A 22,716-nucleotide genomic window follows, 5' to 3' on the forward strand; every position below is an offset into this window, starting at 1 on the left:
AACCAGCTATGAGCCGGTATCTGCTCGAAACTCGAAAGAAACCGGAACCACGTATGTCGCTGCGTCTGTGATTCCCGGCCCCTGCTCTACCGGCGACATGGTGACTCGACAATCACCCTGATCGCTTGAAGCTGGCTGCCCAGATGGGCGCAACGCCCGTCAACGCGCTCGAAAAAGAAGCGGTGGATCAGATATTGAATCTGACCCATGGCAAAGGCACGGATCGCGGTTGTGAGTGCGTCGGTTATCAATGCTGCGATCGCCATGGCCATGAAGCCAATCATCTGACCATGAATAATCTCGTGGCCTCCACCAAGGCGACTGGCGGAATCGGCGTCGTGGGCGAAGCCAGCCGTCCCCATGGACACTTAAAGCAGGAGACCACGAAGAAGATTTACGTCCGCGTCGGTGCTATCGCTAACCCAACAAAATAGAAAAGTTTTGGTACGCCTACCTGAAAGTTTTGGTACGCGCCCCTTTTCACGCAGGCAATAAAAAACCCCGTAGACGCTAATCTACGGGGTTTTCAAGAGTGGAGGCCGAGGTCGGAATCGAACCGGCGTAGGCGGATTTGCAATCCGCTGCATAACCATTTTGCTACTCGGCCTCAAACAATCAATGCCCTAACTACTGACATTCATCGCATAAAAACTTGAGTGGGCTATAACAGCCTGCCTCTACTCTAACTCATTGAATACATTGAAGTTTTTAATACTTCGTTGCGTTCGATGGGCGCCATTATGTACTCATTTGCTTTTGCCTGCAACCCCTTGATTTCAAAAATATTTCGCATTGGCATCAAGGGGTTGCGGGTCTGGCTTACTCCTTGATGCGTTGCTCGCGGTACTGCGGGTCGGCCTTGATCTGGGCATCGGTAAACGGCAGTGGGCGCAGTTTTTTATCGGAGAAAGCTTGGGTCTGGTCCTTGGCGTGTGGTGACGCAGGGTCGCTGGATTCGGAGAACGCCAGCATGCCCAGGGCCTGGGGGCCTTTATCGTCGAAGGTGACTATTTGCAGGTAGCTGGTGCCGCTGATGACTTCGCGTTTGCCGTCGGCACGCGGCACGCTTTGCATGGCGTTGTAGATGCCCAGTTGTTGTGGGCCGCCGTGCATCGGGATCTGGCCGGACACCTGGATGTCGCCCCAGCGGCTTAACCCGAGTTTGCTCACGTCTTGTGTCGATGCAAGCATGGCTTCGCGCAACGCCTTGGCCACCGGCGCGCGGTCGATGGCCAGGCCGCGTGGCGTGGTCAGCGGCTGGGCCGGGTCGAAGGCGACGCGCCAGGCATCCGGGATTTGCTGCAAGTGCTCCACCAGGTTGATGAAGTGCACCAGGCCCAGGCCGCTGTCGAGGTTGGCGCGCTGGTCCCAGCTTTGCAGGCTGGTGCACAGTGGCTGCAAGGCGGCCGCGTCGGCGCCGAGGTGCTTGGCACAGAATTCGAGCAGGTCGGGCATCACTTGGCTGGCGAGGTACACCTCGTTGTCCATGACCATGTTTTGCAGGTCGGTCACGCTGATTGGTTGTTTCTCCAGGGCCTGCAGGCGCTGCACGGCGAAACGGGCACGTGGACCGAGGCCGATGTTGTCCTGGCTGATCACCGGCGAGAACCCCGTCAACGGCGCCTTGGGGTTGGCCAGCCACGCCGAGTCATTGGAATGCTGCACGTAGTCGCTGCGTTGCAGTTGCGGCAGCTGCTCGGCCGGGAAGATGCCGGGCTGCGCCGCGCGCGGGTCGACGTCCCAGGCGCAGGCGCTGTGTGCGCCGTCGAGCATGATCATTTGCAGGCCGGCCCGCGGGTCGCTGCACTGTTTGAGTTTGGCGGCGCTGACGTTGGGCACCACCGACAGGTTCATGTACAGGCTCTGGCCCTGGTCGTCTGTGGCCAGGGTGTTGACCCACGGAATACCTTGCAGGGTCTGCACGGAGGTCTGCAGTTCCTTGAGGCTGGCGGCACGGTTCATCGCGTACCACTGCTGCAACACGCGGTCATTGCCCAGGTTGGCATCGCGCAGACTGAAGGCGTAGCGGTTGTCCCAGTCCAGCTTGCCGGGCCATTGCACCACGGGGCCGAACTGCGAACTGTAGACCGTATGCGTCTGCGCCTTGAGCGCGCCGTCGGGCTGTTTGACCTGCACCGTCAGCGTCGTTTTATCCAAGGGGATGGATTTACCGTCGAGCAGGTACCGCGTGGAATCCTTCGGGTCGAGCGTCAGGCGATACAGGGTGAAGTGCTTGGAGGTGTCGACCGTATGCGTCCAGGCCACGTGCTGGTTGAAGCCGATATTGATCACCGGCAAGCCTGGCAGTGCCGCGCCCATCACGTCCAGCTGGCCTGGAATGGTCAGGTGCATCTCATAAAAGCGCATGCCACCCACCCAAGGGAAATGAGGGTTGGCCAGCAGCATTCCACGGCCATTGAACGAACGGTCACGACCAACAGCCACCGCATTGCTGCCCCGCTCCAGGTTGAAGCGCTGTTGATGGGTAGCGGCCAGTTCAAAGGCGTTTGTGTCCGGTTGCACGCGAGCCGTGGCTTGAGGTGGCGCGGCGCCAACCAGGGCTTCGGCGAATTGGCCGACACCACCTTCCACCAGCAGCCGGCGTGTCAGCTTGACCAGGTCATCCACCACCAGTGGTCGAACCCAGGCGGCCTGACACTGGGCCGGCGCGCCCTGCTCTTTCAGATAGCGGTTGTAGCCCGCCACATAACCTTGCATGCGTTGCTGCATCTGCGGGCTTTGCGCCTTCCAGAAAGCGCCAACCGCCTCAGGGGTGTTGAGCCAGGTGAAAAACATATCGCTGGCAAGGTTGTTGCGCTCTTCCAGCGTCACCTGCTCCGGGCCGAAGAACCTGGCGCGCTCGCCGTTTACGGTGACCACTTCATTGGCCAATAAACACAGGTTGTCCTGGGCGTAGGCATACCCGATGCCATAGCCCAAGCCACGCTCGTCATTGGCGCGAATGTGCGGCACGCCGTATGTGGTACGGCGGATTTCCGCCGAGGCCTGCGCCACCGGCTCCCGCGCCGATGCGGCCAGACTCAACCCCAGCAATGCCCCTGCCAGGCACACCCTGGCCCACCCGTTGGAAATAATCACGCAAGCTCCACAGTCAAATTGAACAACTTCACACGCGGGCTCATTCCCGATCGCAAGGCCGAAGGCCCCACCGTAAGACGCATACCACCGCGGACAATTTAGCCAGGGCGCGGGTTATCCGCGGCGCTTGACCTGTGACAAACGTGATACCGACAAATTTTCTACATCTGCCGCTTCATGATTTACCTCGCTCGTTCGTCTTATTGACTAAGAGCGCCATCATTTTTCCTGATCAGGCGCTGATAAGGAGTTTTTGCATGTACAACTCGCTACGGCCCACGGACGGACACTCACTGGCTGCCGACGCCAATTTCGGCGCAGGCACCCAAGCGCTTGGCAAATCACCCGAACAGCAAGGCAACCAGCGTATTCGCCATTTGCTCAAGTGCTTCGGCCTGCGCACCAGCCTGATCCGATTGAAAGTCATCGACGCCCTGCTCACGGCTGCAGACAACCAGCGCACCCTGGGGGTACGTGGCGTGCACAGCCATTTACTCGAGCTGGGCATTCCGTTGTCGTTTCTCAGCGTGCGTGAGGTGCTCAAGCGCCTGTGCAGCGAGGGCGTGATCACCCTCAATGCCGATAAAAGCTACAGCCTCCATGAAGAGGCTGCCAAAGTGCTCGACGGCCGCGCTTGAGTCGCGCGTCCCGGATCAGGCCAGATCAGAAATTAGGCTTGACCTTGCGGCGCATGATGCCGTTGATGATCACCACGATCACTGCCACGGCAATGGCGATGTACTGGAAGGTTTTCTCGCTGATAACCCCGGTGTTCTGCAGGTGAGACAAGCCAAACATCGTCGCCAGTACGATCAGGGAAATCAGAATGGAATATTTCAAACGTTGCTTCTGGGTCATGACGGGTTCCTGAACCTTGAGAATGTATCCACGTTGTAGCGCCGAGCATGCCAGGCACACCCCGCTGACGGGAGTGAATGGGAGGGTCGGCAAGGTCCTATGTTACAGGCGATGTAAACGTTTGGCTCCCATCAGCCCGGATTGAACCTGTAAGCCCTTGGATGGCGGCGGCGCGGAGTCTGTCCATCGCTGACCCGCCGTGAGATCGGTTCTTACACTCTCACCCGCCGCAAGCTGGAACCCGAGCACCTGTTTTCAACACCTCAAAAGAGTGCCCGCTCACAGGAACAGAGCTGTGCAAGGCGCATCTTTCCGGTACGAAAACAGGTGCTAACGCTGATGCTCACACGCCCTTCGTCGATTTCCCCGCCTGCATTGCCGCCCCAGCAATCCGTCACAGGCCAGACATCCCCTCCCCCTGCGCTAACGATTATTTCCAGTCCAGAACCACTTGAACGCCCAACGATCGATAGCCGCCTGACCTCCCTCGCGGGTCGGCGCGACATGCAGCCACTGGGCAATCTCGGCGGCGCCTTGTCCTGGCCGGTTCCGCCGAGTATCGAACAGCAACGCGCCATTGAAACCCTGGTGGCCGACAATATCCCTAACCTGCCCGGCTTCACGCGGCTTGGGCGTGCCGGGGCGCTGGATTACCTGATGAACGTACAGCCGTTATCCGCCGCCGAATCAGCCGATCCGGACAAGGCGCTGGAAACACTGCTCAAGGCTCCCCAGGCAGAGGCCTTAGGCACTGCCATACAGGCACGGGTTGAGGGCATAGCGACCGATACCAGTGTGGCCGACTACGTGCTGGCGGCCATCCATATTGGCCTTGATCCCGAATCGATCAGCGCGCCCCATCGAAACAAAGTGGCCAATTTCGACCTTGCGAGCGAGCGTCACTGGGGCAAATCCGCAGCGGAAGTGGTCGACCAACTGTCCAGCTATCTGGAGCAGCAAGCCAGGACGGCAAAAGGCCGGGGCGCGTTGGCGGCCCGCGTGTTACTGGCAACCAAGGCGCCGCAGTTCCTGGTCAAGGACATCCCCCCTCAGGTGGTCTACGGCAGCCAGGCCTGGGCAAACTTTTGCATCAACGTGGCCACACAGGAAGCTCAAGCCCCCGGCACGGTCCGCAACAAAACCTACGCACAGGTCATGATTGATGCCGAATCGTCGGAGACCGCGCCCGACGAAGCGACGCTACTGACCGTGCTGATCGACTGGGCGGTGTGCAATGGTCACCTGCCAAAGCGACACGACGACCGCTACGACAGCGAAGACATAGCCCGTGCGCAAACGGCCTTCAACGATCAGCAGAGCGTGCTGAGGATTGCCTCCAGCCGCCTGGGAGACGCGCTGCCCAGCCGCAAGGCCATGGCCCTGGCCACGCTCAAGGCGCAATTTCCGCAGGTGGCGGACGACGTCTTTGAGAAACGGGTGCTGTCGATCAAGGACCGCGAGTTCAACCCAGGCGCACGTTCAATGCTCGATATCATCATGGAGGGCCACACACTGCCCCATGGCGAAGCCTGGCAAACCTTTGATAAAGACGTTCCACTCAAGCGCCTCAATACGTTCAGCCAGAGCGCAGACGCAAACACAGTGAATGACTTCAAATCAGCCCTGGACTCGCATAAGCAAATGCACCAGACGCTGGTCAGCTACCTGATCGCCAACCTGCCGCTGGAGGACCGGGAAAACCTTGAGCAGGGAGAGATCGAGTTTTACAAGGAAGGTACTTACAAAATCGGCCTGGGGCTTCTCGATGCGCCCGAACTGACGGCTCAAAAAAACCGCCTGCTGATAAAAGTCACGCGCAACAAACAAAACCATCTTTATGCGCTGGATCCGGAAAAGGGCTTGCTGTCAAAGCGGCCCAATCTCAAAGACCTCGACAGCACCAGAATCAGCAACACCCTCTATAAGACCGAACGGGTCCAGCCGCAGGACAAGCATACGCTGGCGCTTCAGGAGGCACGGATAAGCGCCAATGTCCCCAAAAGCTTCGCAAGCGAACGCACCCGACACATCGCCAACGTCTACGTCGAAGCGCTCGGCCTTGAGCAGCAGGCTCGGGGCATCACTTCTTATGACAAAGAGCGAGGGCAGCAAGCAGCGCTCGCCGATTTTCTGCTTGACCTTATCCCGCTCAGGTCAGCCATCGTCAACTTCCGTGACGGCAACTACGGTGCAGGTGCCCTCGACCTCACGCTGGATATTTTTGCGCTCATCACGGCGGGGCTCGGGGCCGGCGCCAAAACGATCAAGGCGTTGAAGAATACCGGCTCGGCCGCCAACCAACTGCTCAAGCTCGGAAAAATCTTCGGCGCTGCGACCTTGGGTGAACTCAACCCGTTGAGCGGTACCGGCGACCTCTGGGTGGGTGCTGGAAAGCTGCTCACCTGCGGGATGAGCAGTGCGGTGCAGGGCATTAAGAAACTGCGCGGCACTGCTACGCCGTTGGATTTGATGGAAGCCGGCAATTACTTTGATGCAGCGGCAAACGGCACGTTTAAAGCGGGCGGGCACACCGTCGAAGGCAGCGCCGTGTTGTTCAACGGTAAATGGTATGCCTTCGATGCGCACAGGATGCAGCCCTACGGCTCTCCCCTCGAGGACTTCTCCGCCTTGCAGACGCTGGCGCCGAGCCCCAACACCCACACGCCAGGCACTCATCGGGTGCATCCCTACCATCAGAATGGTCTGCGCCAACGCCCAAGGATCACCCGCAAGGAGTTGCCCGAAGGCAGCTACCCGGAAGCCACGAAAGGAAAACTTGAGGCCGGGCATTTCATTCGCGGTGATGGAAAGGATGAAACCATTAAAAAATTCGTGGATGACATGTTCGAATTTTATGACGAGATAGCGCGTAATCCGGTACCACGCCCGACGATGCCGCCCCTCACGGGAGATGTCGAAATACCCGAGCTGATTTCCCGGTCTCTGCAAGCCGCAGATGGGATCGTGTTTGGAGAGAAGCACGATCAGATGGCCAGTTTCAGATTGCTCGCGCAGCAGGTTGATACGCTCGTCAGCCAAAACGTCAAAAAGGTGTATTTCGAAGGCCTGATCGATTTGCCGCCCTATGGCCTGGTGGACGACGGTATCGGGATGCTCGGGAAAAACCGGCCCCGCACAGGCCCGACATTCGAGGCGCTGAAAAAGCTGTTCGAAAGCAGAGGCATTGAGGTGCTGCCTCTCGACCACTATTACCTGACCCGACACAAGGACGTAAAGGCGTTGTATGGCCCGACGACGGCGGGTTTTGGCTCGGTGCAACGCCTCCAGGAATTCAACTACCACGCCTCGGAGGTGATCCAGGCAAACTCGGGCACGGAAAAATGGATCGCGCTGGTGGGTGCCTCGCATATGAACACCGCCGAGGGCGTTCCGGGCCTGGCCGAGTTGACGGGCGCCATCGGCATCGGGGTGTTTGACAACCCGGGCGTCGCAAAATCCATCGGCCGCAAAGACACCCGGCAGTTGCCCGATCCCATGAAGCCCTTGAAAGCCGGGGACATTCCAGGCGACTTCCAGATCTACATAAAACCCTAGTTCAACCCCAGGCCCGGGAGCCTCCCGGGCCTTCGGTTCCTACGGCATCAGCGCGCATGCACCCAGCGCTGATGCAGCCACCGTGCAAACGCATCCAGCGCAAAGCCCAATAGCCCGATCAGCACCACCATCGCCATCAACTCCGAATACGCCAACCGATCGCGGGTGTCGAGGATGTAGTACCCCAACCCGGCACTGACCCCGAGCATTTCGCACGGCACCAGCACGATCCACAAGATCCCGATGGCCAGGCGCACGCCAGTCAACACATGCCCCACCACCCCGGGAATGATCACCCGGCGCAACGTCTCCCAGCGCGTGGCGCTCAAACTTTTGCTCAACTGCAACCAGCGCGGGTCCAACTGCCGTACGCCGGCAGCGGTATTGAGCATGATCGGCCACACGGCGGCGAAGGCCAGCAAGAAGTAGATCGGTTGATCCCCGACGCCCATCAGCATCACCACGATGGGCATCCATGACAGCGGTGAGATCATCCGCAGAAACTGAAACGTCGGCGTCGTCGCGGCCTCCAGGTTACGCGAACTGCCCACCAGCAAGCCCAGCGGTACCCCCACCAACAGCGCCAGGAACAAACCCACGAAGATACGCTTGAGGCTCACCGCAATGTGCAGGTACAGATCACCACGCCCCAGCAGCTCCCACAGGCTGCTGAAGGTAGCCGCCAGGGAGAAGCGCGCCGACAACCCGTCGGCCTCGCCAAACACCTTGACGCCCAGCCACCACAGCACCAGCAAACCTGCCAAGCCACTCAACCCGAGCAACCAGCCCGGGATTCTGCGGTTGTTCAAACGCCGATCTCCTCGTGCCGTTCAAAACCATCCGGCAAACCGAACGTCTTCATGCCGCCGACAGCCTCGATGGCGTTGCGCACGAAGCGGTCATCCACCAGGTCCTTGGCGACGAACGCCGGGTCGAGGTTGGCGAGGAATGTCTTGTCGCCTTCGATCAGGGTGTCCTTAAGGCGGCGCACCAGCTCCTCGGTGTAGCTGGGGAACGGGTAAGGCTGAAAGTCGATACGGTGCTCGTCCCAATTGGCGTGCCGGATCGCACCGTCGGCCACGTAGGCGGCTCGGTCGGCGGCCTGCGGTGCCAGGACTTTGCTCAGGACCGGTTCAGCGTGGGGCGTGTAACGGTTCGGGCCGTCCTTGGACAGCAACTTCACTGCCTCTTCGCGATTGTCGCGGGTCCACACCTGGGCCTTGACGATGGCGTTCACCACCTTCTGCGACCACTCCGGACGGTTGGCCAGATCATGCTCGTGCATGAACACCACGCAGCACGCGTGGTTGCGCCACACATCACCGGTAAAGCGCTGCACGCGGCCTACCTTGAGGGTTTCCGCCAGGGCATTGAACGGTTCGGCCACGATGTAACCGTCGATACGCTTGCTGGCCAGGGCCGGAGGCATGTCGGAAGGCGGCAGGACGATCAGGTTGACCTCGTTGGCGGCGATTGCACTGCCCGCCGCGCGAGCCACGGGGGTCAGGCCGTTGTCGCGGAACAACTGCTGCACTACCACGTTGTGGATCGAGTACCAGAATGGAATCGCCACCGACTTGCCGCCCAATTGCTTCACGTCGGTAATACCGGGGGCCACGGTCAGCCCGGAGCCACCCACGTGGTTCCAGGCCACCACCTTGGCCGGCACTTTACTGCCGTAGCGCGCCCATACGGTCATCGGCGACAACAGGTGAATCACGTTGACCTGCCCGGAAATGAACGCCTCGATCACCTGCGCCCAACTGCGCAGCAGTACCGGGCGCTCGGCCTTGATGCCCTCGGCTTCGAACAGGCCATTGTTATGCGCGACCAACAGCGGCGTCGCGTCGGTGATCGGCAGGTAGCCGATGCGCACCGGTGCGTCCGGCTCGCTGGCGGCGCGGGCTTGCAGGCTGCTCAGCAGTGGCAAGGCGCCGGCGGCGCTGAGCACCGCCGACAGTTTGAGAAAGTCACGGCGCGAGTGGGTCAGGTCATCCAGACACATGGTTCAGCTCCAGAGGTTCAAGGGGGTTGGGTTGAGGGCGGCTCGCCTGCCGTAGGGTTTTCAGAATGTCGATACGCAACGCACCGATGGCCTCCACCTGCTCTTCCCGAGGTTGCGGCAGGTCGATGTGCCATTCACCCAACGTCCGCGCCGGGCGGTTACCCAGTAGCAGGATGCGGTCGGACAGCAGCAGCGCTTCGTCGATATCGTGAGTGATCAATACTGCCGCCGACCCTTGCTCGCGGTTGACCTTGAGCAACAGGTGCTGCATATCGGCGCGGGTTACTTCGTCCAGGGCACCGAACGGCTCATCCAGCAGCAAGACTTGCGGTTGGCGCGCCAGGCAGCGGGCCAGTGCCGTCCGCTGCGCCATGCCGCCGGACAGCTGTGCCGGAAACTGCTGGCGCGCGTGCTGCAGGCCGACGGCGGCAACGGCATGGTCCACCCGCTGGCGCCGCTGTTCCTGGCTCAACCGTGGCTGACGGTCAAAATCCAGCCCAAAGGCGACGTTCTTCTCCAGGTTCAGCCATGGCAACAAGCTGGGGTCTTGAAAAGCCACCGCCACCCGCGGGTGCGGACCGTTCAACGGCTCGCCCAGCACGTTGACACTGCCGCCCTGGGGCGTCTGCAAACCGGCGAGCACCCGCAGCAGGCTGGACTTGCCGACACCGCTGGGGCCAAGGATCGAGACCACTTCGCCGGGTTGCAATTGCAGGTCAAAACCTTGCAGCACCGGGCCACCGGCGTACCCCAGGCAGATGCCTCGGGCACTGAGTACCGCCTGGCTCACAGGTTGGCCTGACGGTGCAGCTCGGTGCGCAGTTGCACCAGGCTTGGGGTCACGATCGGCACAAAGGCCGACTCTCGCCAGCGCCGGGCGAACCCACTGCCGTGAGCGGTGAGATAAGCTTTGCCGCCGCTTGCCTGCAACTCAAGCTGCACGGCACTGGCGGCGGTTTCGGCGAGGGCGATGCGCAGCTTGAACAGCGGCACCGGCTCTGCGGCAAAACGCCCGGCGAGCAAGCCATTCTTGAGCTCGGTGACCAGATGATCCAGGGTCACCCGCAGTGCTTCCAACTCGTCGCGCAATACGGTGCGGCTGGCGCCCAGGTGGTGGGCCACCTCTGCCAGCGAGCGACGGGCCAGGCCGATGGACATGCCGCATTGCAGCCCCAGGAACGCCGGGCGTACCGCCGGCAGGAACTTGCGCGCGTCCTCATGCAGCAACCAATCACGACTCAGCACTACGCCTTCCAGGCCCAGGGCAGCCGTGTTGCTCGATTGCAGGCCCAACAGATCCAGGTCCCGGGACCGCTGCAAACCGTGCACGGAATCGGGGATCGCCAGGATAAACGGCGTACCACCCTGGGCGTGCTCGATGGCCGCCGCCGCGACAAAGCCGTTCTTGCGCAGGTTGGTCACCCAATGCAGGCGGCCGTTGAGGGTCCAGCCGTCATCGGTCGGTTCGGCGCTGATCTGCAGCGCCTCGATGCCCGACAGAAACTTCATCGCATTCGACAACCCGGTGGCCCCGGCCAGCTTGCCGCTGAGCAGGTCCGGCATCAGTTGCTCACGCAGCCGTTCATTCGGGCTTTGCAGCAAGTATTCGATAAAGGAGCGCTGGCCCCAGCAGACAAACGCCGCCGCCAGGGAATGGCTGGCGATATTGGCGATCATTTCCACCGCGCCGGCCACATCTCCGCCCAGGCCGCCGAGGTGCTTCGGCACACCGATACGTAACACATCGGCCTGTGCCAGCCGCGGCAGCACTTCCTGTGGATCGCAACTGCCCACATCCAGGGCCTGCGCTTGAACATCGAGCCAACGGCTCAAGATTGGGTCAAGCATGTATGTCTCTCCTTTTACAGCAGGTGGGCCATCGCCAAATTCAGCTTGCCGGTTGTTCCCAGCGGTATTGCGCCAGCTCGGGGTTCAGTGGCGTCCGGGCAAACACGTTGGCGAAATTGCACAGGGTGGCCAGGCTGACCCCCAAAATAACCTCCAGCGCCTGGCCTTGCGTATAACCCGCAGCGAGGAACGCCTCAAAACCGGCATCGCTGACATCCCCACGGTTGGCGATCACTTCGCGGGTAAACGCGGCGAGTGTCTCATAGCGGGCGTTGGGCAGCTCACCGCGCTGGCGCAATGCGTCGATCACCTCTTCAGGTAACTTGGCCTTGTTGCGCGCCACGGCGGTATGGCCTGCGACGCAAAAATCGCACCCGTGGGTGGTGGCCGCAATCAGTTGCACCACTTCACGGTCGGCCAGACTCAGTTCAGCCTTGGCGTTGAGGCCGGACACCGTGATGTAGGTTTCCAGAGCAGCAGGCGCATTGGCCAATACCGCGAGCAGATTAGGGATGAAACCCGAGGCTTTCTGTGCGTTTTCGAGGAAAGGCCTGGCGGCTTCCGGCGCGGTGTCGGGGGTCAACAAGGGTACACGGGACATGGAGTGGTCTCCTGATGGGTTCATGTGACCAGTCTGTTGGTTATAAAAAATCGGCTCAATAGGCTAAAGTAGCGATTACTTGCTCTAGAGTCTTTACCTTAGATGAATTCGTCCAGTGCACTTGTCGATTGGTTATTAGACAGCCTCGAACTCGATACCAGCCTGTTCCATGTCGGTCGCTATTGCGGTGACTGGCATGCGAGTACACACGGGCTGGCCAGCGCAAGTTTCCATTTGATTGTGCAAGGTGAGTGCTGGCTGCACATCGAAGACGACCCCACGCCCCAACACCTGAATAATGGCGACGCGGTGTTTCTCCTGCGTGACCTGGCCTATCGGCTCTCGGGTGAAGCCACGGCCGCCGGCGCGCAGGACTGCCCACGTCGGCCGATGCTGCCGCTGGACAGCACGGCCAACGACGGTGTGGGGTTGGTATGCGGTTTCTTCCATTTCCAATCCGGCTTGTCGGCCATGATTGTCGACTCCCTGCCCGCCTGGATCATCCTGCGCGCCGGTGACCCGTCGCTGACCGCCGCGCGCAATCTGTTCGAGCTGATCCTGCAAGAATGCCAGCGCACCCCGGCCCCCTCTGGCGCCTTGCTCGAACGTTTGTGCCACCTGTTGTTCCTGTACGTGCTGCGTCAGCAAGTCATCGACAACACCGATCTCGGCGGCCTGGCCGCGCTGGGCCGGCAGCCGGCGTTTGCCGATTTGCTGGAACAGTTGATCGCCCGCCCGGCAGATCCCTGGACCCTGGAAAGCATGGCCGCCTGCACCGGGCTGTCGCGCTCGGCGTTCTTCAAGCGTTTCAACGAGTTATGCGGGCAGTCGCCGGGGCACGTGCTGCTGATGATGCGCATGCGCCATGCCTGCCAGTTGTTCAAGCAGGACCAGACGGTGGCCGACGTATCGCTGGCGGTGGGGTATCAGTCGGTCGCCGCGTTTACCCGGGCCTTTCATAAAGTCACCGGCCAGCAGCCCGGCGCCTATCGACGGGCTCAAGCCTAGCGCCGCAACCCATTACCCGGGCGAGCGCACAGTTCAACCAGCCAGTCGACAAACACCCGCACCCGCAGCGACAACTGGCGGTGCGGCGGGTACAACGCCGTCAAGGCCATCGGCGGCACGGCCAACTGCGGTAGCACTTCTACCAGCGAGCCCTGCGCCAGTGAACGTATCGCATGATAATACGGCGCCTGGATCAGTCCGTAACCTGCCTCGCAGGCGGCGAAATAACCGTCGGCGCTGTTGACTGCAACGGTCTTGGCCAGGTTGATCGGGCGCAGTTCGTCGCCGATCTGGAATTCCAGGCCAAAGCGTTTACCGCTGCTGCTCGAGACATACTCGACCATCTGATGGTCGGCCAAGTCATCAATGCACTGCGGGACGCCCCTGCGTTCAAGGTAATCCGGGCTGGCCAAGGTCAACTGATCGAGCATCGCCAACGGCCGCGCCACCAGCGACTCATCCAGAGCCGCGCCGCCGCGCAGCACGCAATCCACGCCTTCGCGGATCAGGTCCACCGGGCGGTCGTTGAGGCCGATCTCCAGTTCGATCTGCGGGTAACGTGAGGTAAAGCCCGGCAACGCAGGAATCACGATGCAACGCCCAATACCCGACGGCATATCGATGCTCAAGGTGCCGCGAGGGTTCTGGCGCCGGGTGGAAAACACCGCCTCGGTTTCTTCCAGGTCTGCCAGCAACTGCACACAGCGCTGGTAATACGCTGCACCGTCCAAGGTCGGACTGACCTGGCGCGTGGTGCGTTGCAACAGCTGCACGCCCAAGTGGGCTTCCAACTGTTTGATCAGGATGGTCACTGAGGCCCGTGGCAGTTGCAGGCTGTCGGCCGCCTTGGCGAACCCGCCCAGTTCCACAATCCGTGTAAACACGCGCATCGCATTGAAACGATCCAATGCCCGCCCCTCTTTGATTATTTAGATTTAACGAATAGTGATAGTGCTTTTAGCGGGTTTATCTTGGTTTTGTCGAGGATAACAATGGAGACCTTCCCCAACCAGGAGCTGAACCCATGCACACTCGTCAACTCGGCAAAAACGGTCCCACTGTCAGCGCCATCGGCCTCGGCTGCATGGGCATGACCGATTTCTACACGACCGGCACCGACACCCGGGAAGCAATCGCCACCCTGCATCGCGCCCTGGAGCTGGGCGTCAACTTCCTCGATACCGCCGACATGTACGGCCCGCACACCAACGAGCAATTGATCGGCAACGCCATCGCCGGCAAACGCGACCAGGTGTTCCTGGCCAGCAAATTCGGCATCGTACGTGACCCGGCCAACCCTGCGCTGCGCGGTGTGAATGGCCGTCCCGAATACATCCGTAACGCCATCAACGGCACATTGAAGCGGCTGGGCATTGAAACCCTGGACCTGTACTACCAGCACCGCATCGACCCGGACGTGGCCATCGAAGAAACCGTCGGCGCCATGGCCGAGTTGGTAAAACAGGGCAAAGTCCGTTACCTGGGCCTGAGCGAAGCCAGCGCCGCCACCCTGGAGCGTGCCCATAAGGTGCACCCCATCAGCGCCCTGCAAAGCGAATACTCACTGTGGAGCCGAGACCAGGAAGACAACGGCTGCCTCGACACCTGCCGCCGACTGGGCATTGCCTTTGTGCCGTACAGCCCACTCGGTCGGGGGTTCCTCACCGGCGCCCTGAAAAGCCCGGACGACTTCGCCGCCGATGATTACCGTCGTTCCAATCCCCGCTTCCAGAACAAGAACTTTGCGAAAAACCTGCTGCTGGTCGAGCAGGTACAGAGGCTGGCGGCGGACAAAGGTGTGACGGCCGGGCAATTGGCGCTGGCATGGGTGTTGGCGCAGGGTGATTTCATCATTCCGATTCCCGGTACCAAGCAGCGCAAATACTTGGAAGAGAATGTGGCGGCGGTTTCCGTCGTGCTGAGCCAGGCTGAGCGTGACGCGTTGAATGCCATTTTCCCGGCCGATGCCACCGCGGGTCTGCGTTACCCCGAAGACGTCATGGCCATGCTCGATATCTGACCCGCCTCACTCGGGAGCGCCGCAAGCCGGCGCTCCCACTTTCTTGCACGGGCGTACCTAAAGCTCCGTGATTCCAAGCCGATAGCCCTACGAAGCTCCAATAAAGCCGCGTCGACAATAACGCTTCGTAAGGACGACCCCATGCCTCCACTGCGCTCCATCCAAGCCCGCTATACCCTGTTCCTGGTGCTGTTCGTCCTGGTGTTATTTGTGTTGACGGTCGTGGGTATCGGCCAGTTGGTCGCGCCCAAGCTGCGTCAAACCGAAGAACAGGTGGTACTCAACCGCATCAATGAAGTGGCCGTACAGATTCAGGGCGAGCTGAACAAAGTTCAAGCCCAGCAACGCAGCATCACCCAAACCATTCCCCTGCTCGACAGCGACGCCATTGATAAGGTGCTGCCTGGCCTGGTGGACCAATACGGCGAGTTGAAGGTATTCGGTGGCGGTATCTGGCCGTTGCCCAACCAGCGCACCCCCGGGCGCAATAAACACAGCACGTTCTGGCACCGCGACGCCTCGGGCAAGCTGGCGGTCAACACCTTCTGGAACAGTGATGCGGCGCCCAACTATTACGACCAGAGCTGGTACAAAGGCGGCCTCGCCGCGCCCCGTGGCCTGTGCGCCTGGGCAGCGGCCTACAAGGACGACGCCAGCCAGGAACCGCGCACCAACTGCGCCATGGCGATCCAGCGTGACGGTGCCGCCTATGGCGTCTCCACGATTGATGTGACGCTGGGTTTCTTCAATGACCTGGTGGCCAACAAGGAAAAAGACATCGGCGGGCAGATGCTGATTGTCGAAGGCGACGGCAAGATCATCAGCAACAGTTCGCGCATCAGCAGCCCGGTGGTGTTGAAAAACATCAGTGAACTGGCCGGTACGTCGGCGTTCGCCGCCCAGGTCAGCAAGGCCCTCGCCCACCGCGACCAGGCGCTGCAACGCAGTGAGTTCGACAACCAGGGCGTGGCCAGCACGTTCTACCTGCGCCCCATCGAGGGCACGCCGTGGTTCCTCGCCACCGCCCTGCCGACTTCGTTGATTACCGCACAGCGCGATGACGTCCTCAGCAGCCTCGCCCTGCTGCAGATTCCAATGGTGTTGCTGCTGGTGCTGATGGCCGTGTACGCCATTCGTCAACTGGTGCAACGCATGAAGACGCTGAAAACCAACATCGACGCCTTGTCCGCCGGGGATGCCGACCTGACGCGGCGTATCACCATCCGCGCCGAAGACGAACTGGGCGCCATCGGCCATTCGGTGAACCGCTTTATCGTCTACCTGCAGAACATGATCGGCGAAGTGACCCAGGCCACCGGCGCCATGTCGTCGAGCCTCGAGCGGTTGCAGCAAACCTCGGCCCACACCAATCAGATCCTGATGCGGCATGCCAGCGAGACCGACCAGACCGTCACGGCCATCACCGAAATGAGTTCCACCGCCGACACCGTCGCGCAAAGCGCCGCTGAAACCGCGTCGTTCACCCGGCGCGCCAACGAGCACGCCGACCACTCCCGTGTGGTAGTGGGCGAAGCGTCCAGTAGCGTCAGCGCCTTGATCGACGAAGTCGCCAGCGCCACCCATACGGTGGAGAACATGCGCCAGGACGCTGCGCGCATCACCGAAACCCTCGGCGTGATCGGCGCGATTGCCGGCCAGACCAACCTGCTGGCCCTCAACGCCGCCATTGAAGCAGCACGTGCCGGAGAGCAAGGCCGTGGGTTTGCGGTCGTCGCCGATGAGGTTCGCGCACTGGCGGCCCGTACCCAGGCCAGCACCTCGCAGATCAACGAAATGCTGGCGCGCCTGACCAGTGGTGTGAGTTCGTCGGTGGCCGCCATGGAAAACACCCAGGCCAGTTGCCAATCGGCAGCGGACGCTACGGCGCGAGTCAACACGGGCCTGGATGAGATGGCCGGTTCGGTCAGCCACATCAACAACCTCAGCACCCAGATTGCCACCGCCGCCGAACAGCAGAGCGCGGTGACCGAGGAGATCAACCGCAGCATGGTGCAGATCCGACAAATGGTCGAAGAGCTGGTGCAGAGCGGGCATGCCACCCAAAGCAATACCCAGAGCCTGCTGGACGCTAATGGCCAGGTGATTGCCTTGATGAGTCGCTTCAAGGTGCGTTGAAAAATCACTGGAACACTCCCGTGCAATGCGCGGGAGTGGGACTATTCTGACAACTCCTAGTGCAAATTCCCGCCACACAGGAGGTGTGTCATGCACGCTGCTGAGCATTCGGTCCGCTTGGAGTTGATCAGTCAGGAACGTTTCATTCACGCCCCCATCGACCTTGTTTACGACTACGTCACCCAGCCGGATCGCTGGCACGAATGGCACCCCACCTCACTCAGCGCCGACACCGGCATCACCGGTTCACTGCCTGCGGGCGCCCGTTTCACTGAAATCATCGACCTGTTGGGCGTGCGCGTCCCCTTGAGTTATCGCGTACAGGTCGCGCGTGCGCCCAGTGAGTTCAAGACCGTGTTCACGTCTCTGGCGGTTGACGGCTCCATTCACTATTTCCTGATGCCCCACCAAGGCGGCACGCTGTTCAAGCGCGTGTTGACCTATGAAACCGAATTGCAGTTGACCAGCTTGCGTGAGCGCATGATCCAGTTGTCGGCCACTGCGCTCGACCGGCTCAAGCACCGACTGGAAGATCCGTCCTTCGTATAATTTAGAAACATTACAACGACGTCCCAACAGAAAAAGCAGGGAGAATGCGCGGCTCATCACCCGGTATTGGACGGCACCTCAATGAAAACCCCGTTGCGCTTGGCCCTGCTTGCAGCCCTGTTCACCCCCACCCTGGCCCAGGCGGCCGATCTGATCTCGATTGACGTGCACCGTGACGCTCAGTGCGGGTGCTGCAAACAGTGGATCAGCCATCTGCAAAGCAACGGCTTCAAGGTCAACGACCACGTCGAAGCGGACATGAGTGCCGTCAAACAACGCCTGGGCGTGGCACCGCGCCTGGGCTCGTGCCACACCGCCGTGATCGACGGCAAGTTCGTCGAAGGCCATGTGCCCGCCGAACAGGTGCTGGCCCTGCGCAAACGTGACGACCTGCTTGGCATCGCCGCACCCGGCATGCCCCTGGGCTCACCGGGCATGGAAGTCGACGGTCACAGCGAAGCCTATCAAGTAATCGGCCTGACCCGGGACGGCAACGATGTGGTAGTGGCTGATTACCCAGCACGATGATCGCGGGTTACCTGGGGTTGTTCCTGGCGGCCTTTGGCGCTGCGACCCTATTGCCTTTGCAGTCCGAAGCGGTATTGGTCGGGCTGCTGCTCAGCGGGCACTACAGCCTGTGGCTGGTGCTGGGCATTGCCACCTTGGGCAACGTACTGGGCTCGGTGGTGAACTGGTGGTTGGGCCGCTGGGTTGAACACTTCAAGGCGCGGCGCTGGTTTCCCGTCAGCACCCAACAACTGGACAAAGCGCGCAGCCACTACGAGCGTTGGGGGCATTGGACGCTGCTGCTCAGTTGGGTGCCGATTATCGGTGACCCGCTGACCTTGGTCGCGGGCGTCATGCGCGAGTCGCTGTGGCGCTTCCTGCTCCTGGTGACACTGGCCAAAGGCATACGCTACGGCGTGCTCGCAGCGCTGACCTTGCAGTGGGTGTTAATCCCCACTTAATCCCCTCCAAACAGCATCCGGGCATCGTATCCGGAGCCCGTCTCATGCCTCTCGTCCGCGCTGTTTGCATTACCGGCCTGCTCACGCTTGCTGCCACCCCGGTGTTTGCCGCCACCTACGGGCCTGAGTTGCAAGGCTTCGACTACCCATACCCGGTAGAACATTTCAACTTCCAGTCCCAAGGCAAAAACCTGCAAATGGGCTACATGGACATACCGGCCAAAGGCCGCGCCAACGGGCGCAGCGTGGTATTGATGCACGGCAAGAACTTCTGCGGCGCCACGTGGGAAGGTTCGATCAAGGCCCTGAGCGACGCCGGCTACCGGGTGATCGCGCCGGACCAGATCGGCTTCTGCACCTCCAGCAAGCCCGATCACTACCAGTACAGTTTCCAGCAATTGGCAATCAACACCCACCAGTTGCTGGAAAAGCTGGGCATTCAAAAAGCCACTATCCTCGGCCACTCCACCGGGGGCATGCTGGCAACCCGCTACGCATTGCTCTACCCGGCGCAAACCGAACAACTGGCCTTGGTCAACCCCATCGGCCTGGAAGATTGGAAGGCACTGGGCGTGCCCTATCGCAGTGTCGACCAATGGTATGAGCGCGAGTTGAAACTCAGCGCGGAGGGTATTCGCAAGTACGAGCTGGACACCTATTACGTCGGCCGCTGGAAACCTGAATACGACCGCTGGGTGGATATGCTCGCCGGCCTCAATAAAGGCCCGGGGCATACCCAGGTCGCATGGAACTCGGCGTTGATTTACGACATGATCTTCACCCAGCCGGTGTACTACGAGTTCAAAGACTTGCAGATGCCTACCCTGCTGCTGATCGGCACCGCCGATACCACCGCGATCGGCAAGGACCTTGCGCCCCCGCCGGTCAAGGCGAAGATCGGCAATTACGCCGTGTTGGGCAAGCAGGTGGCCAAGTTGATTCCCCACGCGACCCTGGTGGAATTCCCCGGGCTGGGGCATGCACCGCAAATGGAGGAGCCGGCCCAATTTCACGTAGCGCTGTTACAGGGTTTGAGCGCCCTTTAATCCCACTTGATCGAGGCACGGTGAATGTCGTTACAGATAGCAGTCATTGATGATTGGCAGAATGTGGCCAGTGACGTGGTGGATTGGTCGGTGCTGTCGTCGGTTGGGCAGGTGCACTTCCTCCACGATTACCCGGCGGACACTGCCACCATGGTCGAGCGTTTGAAGGGCTTTGAAGTGATCTGCGTGATGCGTGAGCGCTCCCTCTTCGATAAGGCGCTGCTGCAGGGCCTGCCCAATCTCAAGCTGCTGGTGACCGGCGGCATGCGCAATGCCGCTATCGACATTCCCGCCGCCAAGGCCCTGGGCATTCAGGTGTGCGGCACCGACAGCTATAAACAGGCGGCGCCGGAATTGACCTGGGCGTTGATCATGGCCAGCACGCGCAACCTGCTGGCCGAAGCCAACTCGCTGCGCGCCGGCGGCTGGCAAGTCGGCCTGGGCGGTGACTTGCATGGCAAGACCCTGGGTATTCTCGGCCTGGGCAGCATTGGTCAGAAAGTCGCGCAGTTTGCCCAGGTGTTCGGTATGCGCGTCATCGCCTGGAGTGAAAACCTTACCCAGGAAAGGGTCGCGCAGTGCGGCGTGACCTGGGTCAGCAAGCAGGCGCTGTTTGAACAAGCGGATATCCTCACCGTTCACTTGGTACTCAGTGACCGCAGCCGCGGCCTGGTCGACGCCGAGGCTCTGAGTTGGATGAAGCCGAGCGCACGCCTGGTGAACACCGCACGCGGGCCGATTGTGGATGAGCAGGCGCTGGTAGCCGCGCTGGAAAGTGGCCGACTGGCCGGGGCGGCACTGGATGTGTACGGCGAAGAGCCACTACCGGTGGACCATCCGTTCCGCCACCTGCCGAACGTATTGGCCACGCCCCATATCGGCTATGTGAGCGAGCAGAATTACCGGCAGTTCTATCAACAGATGATCGAAGATGTGCAGGCATGGGCTGCCGGAACCCCCATCCGCGCGCTGGGCTGACGCTGTGCGCACCAAACCGGTGAGCGGGTTTGCCCAGTACTGGGGCGTGTAGCGCCCCCAAATCCCGCATCACCTTGAAGCAGGCGACCGTATAGGGGCGTACTCCAGCGCAACGCAAGCCTGCTCCCCTCCTTGCTCATAACCTGCGCATTTGTGGTTACAAGTTTTTTGTCCTACAAAATCTTCCTGGAAACCCTACAGGCTCTGGGATCTGTCCTAGACTCAGAACCGATGGGTCCGTTCCAAAACAAAAACCCCGCAAAAAATCTAAACTTTCCAACTCGGCCACTGGTCAAGTTTTAAGGTACGGCGAGCAAAGTGGATAACACCCCGATGCCCGCCCATCCAATCTATTTCTGCCAACCGCGCAACTGGCATAAGCCTTGCCAGATTTGTACAGCGCTTGTGCGCGTGGCCGCAGGATGCGGTCATCGAAGCTAGTGGCAGCGGGCCACCAGGCGACCCAACACGTGGAGAGAACTATGATCAGTGCCGTTTCAAGTATTCAGGGAGAACGTGTTAGTCAGCCAGTCGGCGGGGCGAGCTCCTTGGTTGACATCAACACCGTGCGGCCGGTGGTGAGTCAGAATCCCAATCGAAAAAAAGTATTGTTTGTTACCTCAGAATTCGCCGACCTGGTGAAAACCGGTGGCCTGGGTGACGTGTCCGCTGCCCTGCCCCGCGCCATGGCGCATTTGCACGACGTGCGGGTGTTGATCCCGGGTTATCCGCAGGTGATGGAGAGCGACAACCCGATCCATATCATCGGCGAGCTGGGTGGCCACGCCGCACTGCCGCCATGCAAGATCGGGCGCATGGACCTCAAGGACGGGCTGGTCATCTACGTGCTGATCTGCCCCGAGCTCTACGAGCGTGAAGGCACGCCATACGGCGCCAATAATGGCCGTGACTGGCCGGACAACCATATCCGCTTCGCCCGCCTGGGCCTGGCTGCCGCCGACATCGCCGCCAACCTCGCGCAAATCCACTGGTGCCCTGACCTGGTGCACGCCCACGACTGGCCGGCGGGCCTGGCGCCGGCCTATATGCACTGGCGCGGTTCACGCACGCCTACCCTGTTCACCATTCATAACCTCGCTTATCAGGGCGTCGTCAGCTTGGCCTCCACTCCGGAGTTGGGCATTCCGCCCCATGCCTTGCAACAGGAAGGCATGGAGTTCTACGGCAAGATGTCGTTCCTCAAGGCGGGCATGGCCTACTCCAGCCATATCACCACGGTGAGTGCCACCTACGCCCAGGAAATCACCACCCCCGAATTCGGTTGCGGCCTGGATGGCTTTTTAGCCAGCAAGACCCAACAAGGCTTGCTCAGTGGCATTCCCAACGGCATCGATGAAAGCTGGGAAACCTCCACCGATCCCCACCTGACCCACAACTTCAATATTGGCGACTGGGAAGGCAAGGCCATCAACGCCGCGCACGTGCGCGAACTGTTCGGCCTGCACGACTCCACCGGCCCGTTGTTCGCCGTGGTCTCACGCCTGGTCTATCAAAAAGGCCTGGACCTGACCGAGGCCGTTGCCAGCTTTATCGTTGAAAATGGCGGCCAGATAGCGATTATCGGGCGGGGTGAGCCGGAGGAAGAACAGGCCATGCGCGAACTGGCCCTGCGGTTTCCCGGCCAGGTAGGCGTGCGTATCGGCTTTAACGAAACCGACGCCCGCCGCATGTTCGCCGGCAGCGATTTCCTGCTGATGCCGTCCCGTTATGAACCCTGCGGCCTGAGCCAGATGTACGCCCAGCGCTTCGGCTCACTGCCGGTGGCGCGTAATACCGGCGGCCTGGCCGACACCATCGAAGATGGCGTAACCGGCTTCCTGTTCAATGAATCCACGGTGGACAGCTACAAGGCCGCCCTTACCCGCGCCTTCAAGGTCTTTGCCTTCCCCGGTTTGCTCAACGCCATGCGCAGCCGTGCCATGACCCAACCGTTCAACTGGTGCCAGGCGGTAGAACCCTACGCCGAACTGTACGAACAACTCGTGGCCAAGTCCTTGGGGAAATCGGCTAAATAATCAAGGGAG

The 22,716-nt window shown here is 60.8% G+C and carries 19 protein-coding genes, 1 tRNA gene and 1 pseudogene; 12 read left to right on the plus strand and 9 right to left on the minus strand.

All coding sequences use genetic code 11. The features are described 5' to 3' along the window. Positions 1–104 precede the first annotated feature (104 nt). Positions 105–344 (plus strand): annotated as a pseudogene (locus tag M5B97_RS00955) (aldehyde dehydrogenase); the annotation flags it as partial. Positions 345–533: 189 nt separating this feature from the next. Here the strand turns inward: M5B97_RS00955 and M5B97_RS00960 are convergent. Beyond that, positions 534–607 (minus strand) — tRNA-Cys (locus tag M5B97_RS00960). Between the two features lie 212 nt (positions 608–819). Further along, positions 820–3,099 (minus strand): acylase, encoded by a 2,280-nt coding sequence (locus M5B97_RS00965; RefSeq protein ID WP_248730435.1) that lies wholly within the window; start codon positions 3,097–3,099, stop codon positions 820–822. 257 nt (positions 3,100–3,356) lie between these two features. Here M5B97_RS00965 and M5B97_RS00970 point away from each other — a divergent pair, with 257 nt between their 5' ends. Beyond that, entirely contained in the window at positions 3,357–3,737 is a 381-nt protein-coding gene (locus M5B97_RS00970) for a fe2+ zn2+ uptake regulation protein (protein ID WP_248730436.1), read from the plus strand. Positions 3,738–3,762: 25 nt separating this feature from the next. Here M5B97_RS00970 and M5B97_RS00975 read toward each other — a convergent pair whose 3' ends face one another. Continuing rightward, entirely contained in the window at positions 3,763–3,957 is a 195-nt protein-coding gene (locus M5B97_RS00975) for a hypothetical protein (protein ID WP_123718492.1), read from the minus strand. 504 nt (positions 3,958–4,461) lie between these two features. Between M5B97_RS00975 and M5B97_RS00980 the strand changes: the two genes are divergently transcribed. Next, a complete protein-coding gene (locus M5B97_RS00980) occupies positions 4,462–7,512 on the plus strand; it encodes a membrane-targeted effector domain-containing toxin (RefSeq protein ID WP_248730437.1) in 3,051 nt (1,016 codons plus the stop codon). Positions 7,513–7,559: 47 nt separating this feature from the next. On the opposite strand, the gene M5B97_RS00985 is transcribed toward M5B97_RS00980, so the two are convergent. The 5 genes from M5B97_RS00985 to M5B97_RS01005 are packed head-to-tail and all read right to left on the minus strand — an operon-like array spanning position 7,560 to position 11,966. Next, positions 7,560–8,321, minus strand: a complete 762-nt coding sequence (locus tag M5B97_RS00985; RefSeq protein ID WP_248730438.1) for an ABC transporter permease — start codon at positions 8,319–8,321, stop codon at positions 7,560–7,562. Then, the gene (locus M5B97_RS00990; RefSeq protein ID WP_123718494.1) at positions 8,318–9,517 is read right to left on the minus strand and encodes an ABC transporter substrate-binding protein; all 1,200 of its coding nucleotides are present in this window, start codon (positions 9,515–9,517) and stop codon (positions 8,318–8,320) included. Before M5B97_RS00990 ends, M5B97_RS00985 begins: the two co-directional genes overlap by 4 nt. Next, positions 9,504–10,307, minus strand: a complete 804-nt coding sequence (locus M5B97_RS00995; RefSeq protein ID WP_134657377.1) for an ABC transporter ATP-binding protein — start codon at positions 10,305–10,307, stop codon at positions 9,504–9,506. Before M5B97_RS00995 ends, M5B97_RS00990 begins: the two co-directional genes overlap by 14 nt. Further along, positions 10,304–11,365, minus strand: coding sequence for an acyl-CoA dehydrogenase family protein (locus M5B97_RS01000; protein WP_134657378.1), 1,062 nt, complete (start codon positions 11,363–11,365; stop codon positions 10,304–10,306). Before M5B97_RS01000 ends, M5B97_RS00995 begins: the two co-directional genes overlap by 4 nt. Positions 11,366–11,405: 40 nt before the next feature. Further along, on the minus strand, positions 11,406–11,966 hold the full coding sequence (locus M5B97_RS01005; protein ID WP_248730439.1) for a carboxymuconolactone decarboxylase family protein: 561 nt from the start codon (positions 11,964–11,966) through the stop codon (positions 11,406–11,408). A gap of 102 nt (positions 11,967–12,068) precedes the next feature. Between M5B97_RS01005 and M5B97_RS01010 the strand changes: the two genes are divergently transcribed. Beyond that, entirely contained in the window at positions 12,069–12,974 is a 906-nt protein-coding gene (locus tag M5B97_RS01010; protein WP_248730440.1) for an AraC family transcriptional regulator, read from the plus strand. Here the strand turns inward: M5B97_RS01010 and M5B97_RS01015 are convergent. Further along, on the minus strand, positions 12,971–13,882 hold the full coding sequence (locus M5B97_RS01015) for a LysR family transcriptional regulator (RefSeq protein ID WP_123718499.1): 912 nt from the start codon (positions 13,880–13,882) through the stop codon (positions 12,971–12,973). The genes M5B97_RS01010 and M5B97_RS01015 overlap by 4 nt on opposite strands. 116 nt (positions 13,883–13,998) lie before the next feature. Here M5B97_RS01015 and M5B97_RS01020 point away from each other — a divergent pair, with 116 nt between their 5' ends. From M5B97_RS01020 to glgA, 8 genes are all read left to right on the plus strand, one after another. Beyond that, entirely contained in the window at positions 13,999–14,994 is a 996-nt protein-coding gene (locus M5B97_RS01020) for an aldo/keto reductase (protein WP_248730441.1), read from the plus strand. Between the two features lie 141 nt (positions 14,995–15,135). Beyond that, on the plus strand, positions 15,136–17,130 hold the full coding sequence (locus M5B97_RS01025) for a methyl-accepting chemotaxis protein (RefSeq protein ID WP_248730442.1): 1,995 nt from the start codon (positions 15,136–15,138) through the stop codon (positions 17,128–17,130). A 90-nt stretch (positions 17,131–17,220) separates the two neighbouring features. After that, complete coding sequence (locus tag M5B97_RS01030) at positions 17,221–17,679, plus strand: SRPBCC family protein (protein ID WP_248730443.1); 459 nt, start codon at positions 17,221–17,223, stop codon at positions 17,677–17,679. 81 nt (positions 17,680–17,760) lie between these two features. Continuing rightward, on the plus strand, positions 17,761–18,207 hold the full coding sequence (locus M5B97_RS01035; RefSeq protein ID WP_248730444.1) for a DUF411 domain-containing protein: 447 nt from the start codon (positions 17,761–17,763) through the stop codon (positions 18,205–18,207). Beyond that, on the plus strand, positions 18,204–18,647 hold the full coding sequence (locus M5B97_RS01040) for a YqaA family protein (protein ID WP_248730445.1): 444 nt from the start codon (positions 18,204–18,206) through the stop codon (positions 18,645–18,647). Before M5B97_RS01035 ends, M5B97_RS01040 begins: the two co-directional genes overlap by 4 nt. Before the next feature lie 44 nt (positions 18,648–18,691). Then, the gene (locus tag M5B97_RS01045) at positions 18,692–19,693 is read left to right on the plus strand and encodes an alpha/beta hydrolase (RefSeq protein ID WP_248730446.1); all 1,002 of its coding nucleotides are present in this window, start codon (positions 18,692–18,694) and stop codon (positions 19,691–19,693) included. A gap of 24 nt (positions 19,694–19,717) precedes the next feature. Then, the gene (locus tag M5B97_RS01050; RefSeq protein WP_248730447.1) at positions 19,718–20,671 is read left to right on the plus strand and encodes a D-2-hydroxyacid dehydrogenase family protein; all 954 of its coding nucleotides are present in this window, start codon (positions 19,718–19,720) and stop codon (positions 20,669–20,671) included. Positions 20,672–21,153: 482 nt separating this feature from the next. Continuing rightward, a complete protein-coding gene (gene glgA, locus M5B97_RS01055) occupies positions 21,154–22,707 on the plus strand; it encodes a glycogen synthase GlgA (RefSeq protein ID WP_248730448.1) in 1,554 nt (517 codons plus the stop codon). Positions 22,708–22,716 lie beyond the last annotated feature (9 nt).

Origin of the sequence: Pseudomonas sp. MWU13-2517, from assembly GCF_023242545.1 — a bacterium.
Taxonomy (GTDB): Bacteria; Pseudomonadota; Gammaproteobacteria; order Pseudomonadales; family Pseudomonadaceae; genus Aquipseudomonas.